Source organism: Pseudomonas sp. NPDC089534, assembly GCF_044749305.1.
Classification (GTDB): Bacteria; Pseudomonadota; Gammaproteobacteria; order Pseudomonadales; family Pseudomonadaceae; genus Aquipseudomonas; species Aquipseudomonas ekonensis.
The window spans coordinates 83923-94477 of the sequence record NZ_JBIVHR010000012.1; the positions used below are offsets into that span (position 1 = coordinate 83923).

11 protein-coding genes are annotated in these 10555 nt (G+C 62.7%); 6 read left to right on the top strand and 5 right to left on the bottom strand.

The genetic code is table 11. The annotated features are described in order from the left end of the window. The first annotated feature begins 248 nt into the window (after positions 1 to 248). The 4 genes from ACIP0B_RS05655 (at position 249) to ACIP0B_RS05670 (ending at position 4477) form a co-directional block, all read left to right on the top strand. Positions 249 to 518, top strand: a complete 270-nt coding sequence (locus tag ACIP0B_RS05655; RefSeq protein WP_400830405.1) for a hypothetical protein — start codon at positions 249 to 251, stop codon at positions 516 to 518. A 101-nt stretch (positions 519 to 619) separates the two neighbouring features. Continuing rightward, positions 620 to 1234: a LysE family translocator gene (locus ACIP0B_RS05660; RefSeq protein WP_085577904.1), complete on the top strand. Its 615-nt coding sequence runs from the start codon at positions 620 to 622 to the stop codon at positions 1232 to 1234. A gap of 206 nt (positions 1235 to 1440) precedes the next feature. Next, positions 1441 to 2610 carry an aminotransferase class V-fold PLP-dependent enzyme gene (locus ACIP0B_RS05665; protein ID WP_400830407.1) on the top strand — a complete coding sequence of 390 codons (1170 nt, stop codon included), beginning with the start codon at positions 1441 to 1443 and terminating at the stop codon, positions 2608 to 2610. 58 nt (positions 2611 to 2668) lie between these two features. Then, positions 2669 to 4477, top strand: coding sequence for an aminopeptidase P family protein (locus ACIP0B_RS05670; protein ID WP_400830409.1), 1809 nt, complete (start codon positions 2669 to 2671; stop codon positions 4475 to 4477). Here the strand turns inward: ACIP0B_RS05670 and ACIP0B_RS05675 are convergent. Next, positions 4470 to 5378: a LysR family transcriptional regulator gene (locus tag ACIP0B_RS05675; protein ID WP_400830411.1), complete on the bottom strand. Its 909-nt coding sequence runs from the start codon at positions 5376 to 5378 to the stop codon at positions 4470 to 4472. The genes ACIP0B_RS05670 and ACIP0B_RS05675 overlap by 8 nt on opposite strands. A gap of 115 nt (positions 5379 to 5493) precedes the next feature. Between ACIP0B_RS05675 and ACIP0B_RS05680 the strand changes: the two genes are divergently transcribed. After that, on the top strand, positions 5494 to 6492 hold the full coding sequence (locus tag ACIP0B_RS05680; RefSeq protein ID WP_400830412.1) for a zinc-dependent alcohol dehydrogenase family protein: 999 nt from the start codon (positions 5494 to 5496) through the stop codon (positions 6490 to 6492). Here the strand turns inward: ACIP0B_RS05680 and ACIP0B_RS05685 are convergent. Together ACIP0B_RS05685 and ACIP0B_RS05690 are read right to left on the bottom strand one after the other, a co-directional pair. Beyond that, positions 6489 to 7079, bottom strand: coding sequence for a 2-hydroxychromene-2-carboxylate isomerase (locus ACIP0B_RS05685; RefSeq protein ID WP_400830413.1), 591 nt, complete (start codon positions 7077 to 7079; stop codon positions 6489 to 6491). The two genes, ACIP0B_RS05680 and ACIP0B_RS05685, sit on opposite strands and share 4 nt — an antisense overlap. Before the next feature lie 40 nt (positions 7080 to 7119). After that, positions 7120 to 7848, bottom strand: coding sequence for an SDR family oxidoreductase (locus tag ACIP0B_RS05690; protein ID WP_400830414.1), 729 nt, complete (start codon positions 7846 to 7848; stop codon positions 7120 to 7122). A 90-nt stretch (positions 7849 to 7938) separates the two neighbouring features. Between ACIP0B_RS05690 and ACIP0B_RS05695 the strand changes: the two genes are divergently transcribed. Next, complete coding sequence (locus ACIP0B_RS05695; RefSeq protein WP_400830416.1) at positions 7939 to 8508, top strand: TetR/AcrR family transcriptional regulator; 570 nt, start codon at positions 7939 to 7941, stop codon at positions 8506 to 8508. An 8-nt stretch (positions 8509 to 8516) separates the two neighbouring features. Here ACIP0B_RS05695 and ACIP0B_RS05700 read toward each other — a convergent pair whose 3' ends face one another. Together ACIP0B_RS05700 and rhtA are read right to left on the bottom strand one after the other, a co-directional pair. After that, positions 8517 to 8798 carry a hypothetical protein gene (locus tag ACIP0B_RS05700; protein WP_400830417.1) on the bottom strand — a complete coding sequence of 94 codons (282 nt, stop codon included), beginning with the start codon at positions 8796 to 8798 and terminating at the stop codon, positions 8517 to 8519. Positions 8799 to 8966: 168 nt separating this feature from the next. Continuing rightward, positions 8967 to 9854: a threonine/homoserine exporter RhtA gene (rhtA, locus tag ACIP0B_RS05705; protein WP_400830419.1), complete on the bottom strand. Its 888-nt coding sequence runs from the start codon at positions 9852 to 9854 to the stop codon at positions 8967 to 8969. Between the last annotated feature and the right edge of the window lie 701 nt (positions 9855 to 10555).

Genomic DNA, 10555 nt, shown 5'->3' on the forward strand with positions numbered 1-10555 from the left:
GTTTGCTGAACCGCTGTTGCCTGGCGAACAGTTGCTGGAGCAACAGTGCCGAATGCGATGGATGTGTTTATAGAGGCTGCTTGTTATTCCGTAAAAGACTGTTAATTGATATTGATAGGTCTTTTGTGAATATGAGGGTTTCACTGGCGAAAACCTGATAGCCACTATTGAGAGCGTTGATTTTTGCGCAAGCGTGCCCGGGCGTAGCCTTTGTCCATCGACAAACACCTTTCGCCAGGACGCCCCCGATGAACCGCTTACTGACTGTTTCCCTGATGCTCGCCGTCTCCGTGCTCGCCGGTTGCGCCAGCCACGTGTCGCCCGAGCTGCGCCCCTACACGGCGGAAGAGACCCGCGAACTGGCCCTCGAAGCGCTGAACCGCCGCGGTCTGTCCTTCGACGAATACCACGCGAAGAAAGCCGAACTGCTCGGCCAGCCGCAGAAGACCGTCGGCTTCGACAGCCATGGCGAGATGAGCGCCGAGCGGGCCGTACAGCTGCATGGGCGTCCAAGCTGATTCGCAACTGTACTGCTCGAAGTTTCACCCAACTGTCCATGGGTTTGCGCGGTGCCGTGCGATAGGGTCAACACCTGAATGACCCCGACGGACTCCCTGCCATGACCCTCTCGCTCGATCTGCTGCTGGGCTTTGCCCTGTTTGCCCTTGTCACCTCGATCACACCGGGGCCGAACAACACCATGCTGTTGGCGTCGGGGGTGAACTTCGGCTTCAACCGCACCATCCCTCACATGCTCGGCATCACCTGCGGCTTCTTCGTGCTCGTCGTGGCGGTGGGGTTTGGCCTGGGCGCGGTATTTCAGCGCTATCCGTTGCTGTACACGATCCTGCGGTACGTCGGCGCGGCGTACCTGCTGTACCTGGCGTGGAAAATCGCCCGTTCCGGCCCGGTCGGCGACAGCGGCGACGGCGAAGGCAAGCCGATCAGCTACCTGGGGGCGGCGGCGTTCCAGTGGGTCAACCCCAAGGCCTGGATCATGGCCATCGGCGCCATCAGCACCTACACGCCGATGCAGGGCTACTTCACCAATGTGCTGGTGATCGCAGCCGTGTTCGCCATCATCAACCTGCCGAGCGTCGGCGTGTGGGCGGCCTGCGGCACGTTGTTGCGCAACGTGCTCAAGGACCGTCGCTGGTTGCGGGCGTTCAACTGGGGCATGGCGGCGCTGCTGGTGATTTCGCTGTACCCGCTGCTGCTGGAAAGCTTTGCCTGACGCATCGCTTCAACCGCCGGCCCGATGCCTGTTAAGCTCGGCTTCAGGAGCGTTCCTACGCACTCTTAAATGAAGTTGTTCTTCTTTAACGGCATCCGATCAGGTAATGATGACGCTCTCGAACCGCGGCGCAGCCCACAAGGCTGCGCCTTGCCGTTTCCAGACACGAGCCTCCTGACCCCGGAACACGCTCTGCGAGTCTTCTTATGAACCAACGTCCGCTGTATTTCGATTACGCCGCCACCACCCCGGTGGACGAGCGGGTCATCCAGGTGATGATCGAGTGTCTGGGTTTCGACGGCAATTTCGGCAACCCGGCCTCCAGCTCCCATGCCTTTGGCCAGCAGGCCCGGCACACGGTCGAACAGGCGCGCCGGCAGGTCGCCGAACTGGTCGGGGCCGAGGCCGGGCAGATCGTCTGGACCTCCGGCGCCACCGAATCCAATAACTTGGCCCTCAAGGGCGTCGCCCAGGCCCGTGGCGTGCCCGGCGGGCACATCATCACCAGCCAGATCGAACACAAGGCCATCCTCGACACCGCCCGGCAATTGCAGGACACCGGCATCGCCGTGACCTACCTGGTGCCGGACGCCGACGGCCTGATCACGCCGCAGGCGGTCAGCGAGGCGATGCGCGACGACACCTTCCTGGTGTCGCTGATGCTGGTCAACAACGAGTTGGGCACCGTCAACGATATCCCGGCCATCGGCGAGACCGTGCGCGGCCGCGGGGCGCTGTTCCACGTCGATGCGGCGCAGGGCGCTGGCAAGGTCGCGATCGACCTCGCGCAATGGCCGGTGGACTTGATGTCCTTCTCGGCGCACAAGCTTTACGGTCCCAAGGGGATCGGCGCACTGTACGTCGGTCCGCGCGCGCAGCAGCGCCTGCTGGCCCAGATCCACGGTGGCGGGCACGAAGGCGGCCTGCGCTCCGGAACCCTGGCGACCCATCAGATCGCGGCCATGGGCGCAGCCTTTGCCCTGGCGGCGCAGGCGTTCGATGAGGAGAAAAAGACCATCGTTGCGCTACGCGAACGCCTGCTCGAACAGTTGCTGAGCCTGCCTGGCGTGCGCCTCAACGGCAGCGCGGACCAGCGCATTGCGCACACCTTGAGCCTGACCTTCAGCGAAGGCGAGTTCAACGCCGCCGCCCTGAGCCAGTCGCTCGCGTTTTCCGCGACCTCGGCCTGCAACTCGGCGAGCAACACACCGTCCCACGTGCTGTTGGCATTGGGGCATGACGCACACCTGGCGGGCCGCACCATCCGCCTGAGCCTCGGCCGCTTCACCACGGCCGACGACATCGACAGGGCCGTGCAACTGATCAAGACCGCCTGCGCCAGCGCTCCGGCATTCTGGGCGACAGGACTTTCATAAAGGCGCCGGGCATGACCGGCACCGGACAATAACGACGAAGTGGTTAGCAGGAGACATGATGAGTACCCAGACTTTGACCGAAGGATCGGTTCCCCAGCGCTTGGCGCACACCCGTGAACTGATGCGCCGCGAAGGCATCCATGCGTTGCTGGTGCCTTCCGCCGACCCGCACCTGTCGGAATACCTGCCGGGCTACTGGCAGGGCCGGCAGTGGCTGTCGGGCTTTCATGGCTCGGTCGGCACGCTGATCGTCACCACGGACTTCGCGGGGGTCTGGGCCGACAGCCGTTACTGGGAACAGGCGACCAAGGAGCTCAACGGCAGCGGCATCGAGCTGGTCAAGCTGCAGCCGGGTCAGCCCGGGCCTTTGGACTGGCTGGCCGAGCAGACGCCGGAAGGCGGCGTGGTGGCGGTCGATGGCGCGGTGATGGCGGTGGCGTCGGCACGTACCCTGGGCAGCAAGCTTGAGGCCCGCGGCGCCCGTCTGCGCACCGACATCGATTTGCTGGACGAAGCCTGGAGCGACCGTCCGCAACTGCCGAACGCACCGGTCTATCAGCACCTGTCGCCGCAAGCCACCGTCAGCCGCGGCGAGAAACTTGCCCAACTGCGCGAAACCCTCAAGGAGCGCGGGGCCGACTGGCATTTCATCGCCACCCTCGACGACATCGCCTGGCTGTTCAACCTGCGCGGCGGCGACGTTTCGTTCAACCCGGTGTTCGTCTCCTTTGCCTTGATCGGCCAGCAGCAGGCCACGCTGTTCGTGGCCCTGGGCAAAGTCGATGCCGGCCTGCGCGCCGTGCTGGAACAGGACGGCGTGACCCTGCGCGATTACAGCGAAGTCGCCGATGCGCTGCGCGCGGTGCCGGGCGGGGCGAGCCTGCTGGTGGATCCGGCGCGGGTCACCAGCGGCCTGCTCGACAACCTCGACAGCGGCGTGACCCTGGTCGAAGGCCTCAATCCGACCACCCTGGCCAAGTCGCAGAAGAGCCCGGCCGATGCCGAGCACATCCGCCGCGCCATGGAGCAGGACGGCGCGGCGCTGTGCGAGTTCTTCGCCTGGCTGGAGTCGGCCTGGGGCCGCGAGCGCATCACCGAGCTGACCATCGACGAGAAACTGACCGCGGCGCGGGAGCGTCGTCCGGACTATGTCTCGCTGAGCTTCAACACCATCGCCGCGTTCAACGCCAACGGCGCCATGCCGCACTACCATGCCACCGAGGAAGCGCACGCGGTGATCGAGGGCGACGGCCTGCTGCTGATCGACTCGGGCGGCCAGTACCTGGGCGGCACCACCGACATCACCCGGATGGTGCCGGTCGGTACGCCGACCGCCGAGCAGAAGCGCGATTGCACCCGTGTGCTCAAGGGCGTGATCGCCTTGTCGCGGGCGCATTTCCCCAAAGGCATCCTGTCGCCGCTGCTCGACGCCATCGCCCGGGCGCCGATCTGGGCCGACAACGTGGATTACGGTCATGGCACCGGTCATGGCGTCGGTTACTTCCTCAACGTTCATGAGGGGCCGCAGGTGATCGCCTACCAGGCGGCGCCGGCGCCGCAGACCGCCATGCAACCGGGGATGATCACCTCCATCGAACCGGGCACCTACCGTCCGGGCCGCTGGGGCGTGCGCATCGAGAACCTGGCGATGAACGTCGAGGCAGGCGGCAGCGAGTTCGGTGAGTTCCTCAAGTTCGAAACCCTGACCCTGTGCCCGATCGACACCCGTTGCCTGGAGCCGTCCCTGCTGACCGAGGACGAAAAGCAGTGGTTCAACGCCTACCACGCCCAGGTGCGCGAGCGCCTGAGCCCGTTGCTCGACGGCGCGGCGTTGGCCTGGCTCAACACCCGCACCGCGGCTATTTGAGCGGCATCAGCTCAGGCGCCGTCGACAGCGCCTGAGCCATGTAGTCGACAAAGGCCTGGATCCTGGCGGACTGGCGACGGTTCGCCGGGAACACGGCGTGCATCGGCAGCGGTTGTGTGCGGTAGTCCTGCAGCAGGGCGACCGCACGGCCCGCCTTCAGGTCTTCGCTGAACAGCCAGACCGGCGACAGTGAGATCCCCAACCCACCCAGCACCATTTCGCGGATCGCCTCGGAGTTGTTGCTCTGGGCGTTTCCCTGTATGCGCACCTCGTGGCGCTGTCCGTCCCTTTCGTAAGTCCACAGGTTCTGGCTGCTGAGCAGATTGAACTGCAGGCAGTTGTGTTCGCGCAGGTCCTGCGGCGCAAGCGGCGCGCCGTTCCGGTTCAGGTAGGCCGGCGCGGCGACCGTGACGCGGTGGGTCGTGCCGATGGGGCGGGCGATCATGCCGCTGTCGCTCAGATCGCCGATTCGCAGGCTGACGTCCAGGCCTTCGCTGACAAGATCCTGATTCTGGTCGCTGAGCTGCAGATCGATCTGCACCTGCGGGTGGCGTTCGAGAAACGCCGCCAGCCGCGGCGCAATCTGCATGCGCCCGAAGCTGACGGAGGAACCGACCCGCAAGGGGCCGGCAACGGTTTCCCGGCCGGACTGGAAGCTGTGCTCGGCGGCATCCACGGCGGCGAGGATGGTTCGGCATTCGTTGTAGTAGCGCTGGCCCTCATCGGTCAGCGACAGCTTGCGCGTGCTGCGGGCGATCAGCTTGCCGCCGAGTTGCCGCTCGAGCGCACGCAGGGTTTTGCTGATGGTCGGCTGGGTGGTCTGCAGCTCGCGGGCCACCGCGGAAAAACTGCCGCGCTCGATCACCCGGACGAAAATCGACATGGCGCTGAGTTTGTCCATGGGCGGGTCTCATTGATGCTGATATGGAATGGTCACTATAGCGATACGGCGTCTTATCGGCATGAGTCGGTTGCGGGAGGATGGCTTCACTCTCTCTCTGACAGGAAATGCCGAAATGACTGACTCATTGCACATGCGCGCGCTGATGGTCGAAACCGCCAACGGGCCGCTACGCTTGGTCTCGCTTCAACGCCCTGCGCCAGGCGCGGGCGAAGTGCTGGTGCGGATCAAGGCCAGCGGCGTGAATCCGCTGGACCTGAAAATCCGTGCCGGCCAGGGCGCTCACGCCCGGCAGGCGCTGCCGGCGGTGTTGGGCATCGATCTGGCCGGTGTGGTCGAGGCGGTGGGCGAAGGCGTTCACGGCTGGGTGCCGGGCGACGAGGTCTATGCGATGGCGACCGGGATCGGTGGCGCGCAGGGCTCGTTGGCCGAATACGCGGTGGTGGACGCACGGCTGCTGGCGCGCAAGCCATCGAACCTGTCCATGCGTGAGGCGGCCGGTCTGCCGCTGGTGGTCATCACGGCCTGGGAAGGGCTGGTGGATCGGGCCCGCGTGCGGGCCGGGCAGAAAGTGCTGATCCATGGCGGCGCGGGTGGGGTCGGTCATGTGGCCGTTCAACTGGCGCGGGCATACGGGGCTGAGGTCTTTGCCACAGGCTCCGCCGGGCAGCGGGCAATCATCGAAGGGTTCGGCGCGACCTTCATCGACCATCGGCAAACCCCGGTGGAGGAGTACGTGAACGAACACACGGCGGGGGAGGGGTTTGACATCGTGTACGACACGGTCGGCGGCGAAACGCTGGATGCGTCCTTCAAGGCTGTGCGGGTGTACCACGGGCATGTGCTGAGTTGCCTGGGGTGGGGCCAGCACAGCCTGGCGCCTCTGTCGTTCCGTGGCGCGACGTACTCCGGCGTGTTCACCCTGCTGCCGCTGCTGACCGGCACCGGACGCGAACACCACGGGGACATCCTGCGGCAAGCTGCGCAACTGATCGAAGCGGGTCGCGTGAGTCCGCTGCTCGACCCGCGTCGCTTCACCCTGGAAACCGCCGAAGACGCCCACGGGCTGCTTACGTCTAAAGGGGCTCGTGGGCGTCTGGTGATCGAGATCTAACGCAGGGCTTGCGCGACAAAGTCGAGCCGGTCCTGGCCGAAGAACAGCTGGCTGCCGATGAACATGCTCGGGGCACCGAATACACCACGTTTGACGGCGGTCTCGGTGTTGTCCTTGAGGGCGGCCTTCACGGTTTCGTCGTTGGTCAATGCCAGCACGTCCTCGGGATTGAAGCCGTGTTCGGTCAGCACGGCGGCGACCGTTGCGGGCTCGTCGAGGCAGCGGCCCTCAACCCAGAGCGCGTTGAACAGGCAATCGATGAACGCCTGGAACCGCTCCGGATGGCGCAGTTGCATACCGGTGACGGCGCGCATCAGGGTCAGGGTGTTGATCGGAAAGTGCGCATTGAACTTCAGTGGCACGCCGTAACGTCGGGCATAGCGATCCAGATCCTGGAACATGTAGCGGCCCTTGGCCGGGATCGTCGCGGGTGAGGCGTTGCCGGTGGCTTTGAACACGCCGCCCAACAGCATCGGGATGTAAACCAGTTGGCTGCCGGTTTCAGCGCAGATCCTGGGCAGTTGCGTGTAGGCCAGATAGGTGGCGGGGCTACCGAGGTCGAAGTAGAACTCAACGGTTTTGCTCATGGGCACGGCACTCCTGTTTGTTGTTATGGATGAAGTGAAGTCACCAGCGTTCGTTCCAGGGACGCAGATCCAGCTCGAACGTCCACGCGTCCCGGGGCTGGCTGTGCAGATACCAATAGTTGTCGGCGATGTGCTCGGGATTGAGGATACCGTCCTGCTCTTTGGTTGCGTACTTCTCGGGGAAGTTGTCGCGGATGAAATCGGTGTCGATGGCGCCGTCCACCACGACATGGGCGACATGGATGTTAAGAGGCCCCAGTTCCCGGGCCATGCTTTGCGCCAGGGCCCGAATGCCATGCTTGGCGCCCGCGAACGCGGCAAACCCGGCAGCGCCGCGCAGGCCGGCGGTGGCCCCGGTGAACAGGATAGTGCCCCGGCGGCGGGTGACCATGCGTTTGGCCACCTCGCGGGCATTGAGGAAACCTGAGAAACAGGCCATCTCCCAGATCTTGAAATACTTGCGTGCGGTTTCATCGAGAATGCTGCAGGGCACGTTGGCGCCGATGTTGAAGACGAATGCCTCGATCGGGCCCAGGCGGGTCTCGATGTCTTCGATCAGCGCGATCACGTCTTCTTCCTTGCGCGCATCGCAGGCAAACCCGTGGGCTTCGCCGCCGTCAGCCTGTATGGCGTCCACTAACGGCTGAAGCTTTTCGGCGCTGCGGCGGGTGACGCAGGCCACGAATCCTTCCTTGGCGAAACGCCTGGCGATAGCGCCGCCAGTGGCATCGCCAGCACCGACAACCAATACGACCTTCTTGTTGTTCATGGGTGTCCCCTTTAGTAAACGATCGTTAAGTGAACGAACGTTATGCTAGGATCCGGTCAGCGTCAAGGCAGTCAATTGCGGGGTATAGAGATGCGTTATTCAGCCGGTCACAAGCTCGAAACCAGGGAAAGGCTGCTGCAAAGCAGTGCGTTGTCGGCGAAGAGGTCGGGGTTTTCCACGGTGGGCGTTGATGGCCTGATGAAGGCAATCGGCCTTAGCGGCGCGGCGTTCTATAGTCACTTCTCATCCAAGGATGCGTTGTTCGCGGCCATCGTCGAGCGTGAGCTGGGGCAAAGTCTTGAACGGTTGGGCGGGCAGGGCTGTCAGGATCGTGAACGGCTGGAGCGTTGCCTGAAGCAGTATTTGAGCATGGCCCATGTCGAGCAGCCTGAGTCAGGGTGTGCGATTCCGGCACTGGGCGCGGAAATCGCGCGCGCCGAAGGCGACGTGCGTGAGCAGGCCGAGCTTTGGATCTGCAGGCTTCAGCAAAGCTGGGCGCATACGCTGGGAAGCGACAGCCTGGCGTGGTCGATTCTGTCGCAATGCGTGGGCGCACTGGTGGTTGCACGAATGCTGGCCAGCGCAGACGTGCAGAGAGAGGTGCTGGGCGCCAGCCACGAGGAGATCAGTCGCCGGATTGCAACCCGATTTGCGGAGTGAGCGCCCGCTTACTTGCAGATGACGATCATGCTGCGACTGGTATAGCCGGCGGGGTTGAGGCCGAAGGGGTAGTCGCCGGGCTCCTCCACGGCGTCCCCTGATTTTGCGATCACCTTGTAGCCCTTCGGTGCGCAGGCATTGGCAGCGCTGGCGTAACATTTGTCCCAGGATGAGGAGAGTCCGGAACAGTTTATGTGCAGGCCTTTCTTGCCATGTTTGACCTGGGTTTTCGTGGTGGCTGCACAACCTGCAACTGCCAGTACGGCGATCAGTATCAAAATCTGTTTCATTACTGTCCTTAATCGCGGCCCCGAGTCTGATGCCCGGGTCTGCCTGCTTTCGCTTGCGCTTGAAGCGTTGTGCTGTCCCTGTCTGAAAAATCCATGCCTGGCATTGGGTTACGCGGCTAAACATGGCCTAAATGAGCGCCAAATGCCAGACCTTCGTCAAATCCTCTCTCAATCTGCCGCTACGGCGGGCTTGGCGGTGCTGCCCATGGTCATGGTTGCGCCGACGGAGGCCAGAATAATGCACAGGATTGCCATCCATTGTGACAGAGACAGGTATTCGTGCAGGAAGAGCAGGCCGGACAGCGCTCCGAACGCAGGCTCGATGCTCATCAAGGTTCCGAACGTGCGTGCCGGCATGCGGGTGAGGGCAACCATCTCCAGGGTATAGGGGAGGGCTGTGGACAGGATGGCGACGCCGATGGCCACCGGTATCAGGGCGGGCGTCAGCAAAGCTGTCCCGGCGTGGACGATTCCTATGGGGGCAACAAACAGGGCGGCGATCATGACGCCCAGCGCGGCGGTCGTCACGCCGTTGTCGGCACCGGCCTTTTGGCCGAACAGGATGTACAGCGCCCAGCAGACGCCGGCACCCAGGGCGTAGCCGGCGCCGACCAGATCGATGCCCGCCGATGTCGCCCCTGTCGGAATCAGCAACAGGAGCCCGACGGCCGCCAAGGCGATCCAGAGAAAGTCGATGGCCCGGCGGGATGCGTAGATGGCGACGGCCAGCGGGCCGGTGAACTCCAGGGCTACGGCGATTCCAAGCGGCACGGTGCGCAGCGACATATAGAAGAGGAAGTTCATTCCACCCAGCGCCATGCCGTAGACGATCACCGTGCGCAGGGACTTGGCTGTCAGCTTCACTCGCCAGGGGCGCAACAGCAATAACATGATGATGCTGGCGAAGATCAGGCGCAGGGTTGTGGTGCCCTGTGCGCCGACTACCGGAAACATACTCTTGGCCAGAGAGGCTCCGGACTGAATGGAGGCCATGGCTATCAACAGCAGGCCAACCGGGAAAAGAATGGAGGCAAGGCTGCGGGGTTGGTCGTTCATCGCTTGGCAGTGTCCGAGTGGGAGAGCGGCTGGAAATGGGTGGTGCGCAATATAGTGCGCATTCGCTGTGGGGGCGTCTATATCCACAAGGGCTTTTTGAGTATGTTCATAGAAAAATGAAATTAGCGGTTGACGGCAGATTTTAGTTCTCTATAATTCGCCCCACTTCCGGCACAGTCGAAACGGAAAACTTCTTGAGATTCAATGAGTTAAGAAGTTTTCGGCAGTGGATCGCTTCAGTTCACCGAAGCCTGGAGGGAGTCGAAGAGGGTGGCGTTGTTTGGCCCTTTCGGCGTTTCGATCCTCCCGGTCGAAAGCGGAAAAAGAGGTGTTGACAGCAGCGTGCAACGCTGTAGAATTCGCCTCCCGCTGACGAGAGATCGAAAGCGCAAGTGGTTGAAGTTGAAAAAGAAATTTTGAAAACTTCTGAAAATAACCGCTTGACAGCAAATGAGGCTGCTGTAGAATGCGCGCCTCGGTTGAGACGAAAGACTCAGCCAACCGCTCTTTAACAACTGAATCAAGCAATTCGTGTGGGTGCTTGTGGAATAAGACTGACAGTCAAAAAGATTATCAGCATCACAAGTTACTCCGCGAGAAATCAAAGATGTAACCAACGATTGCTGAGCCAAGTTTAGGGTTTTCACAAAACCCAAAGATGTTTGAACTGAAGAGTTTGATCATGGCTCAGATTGAACGCT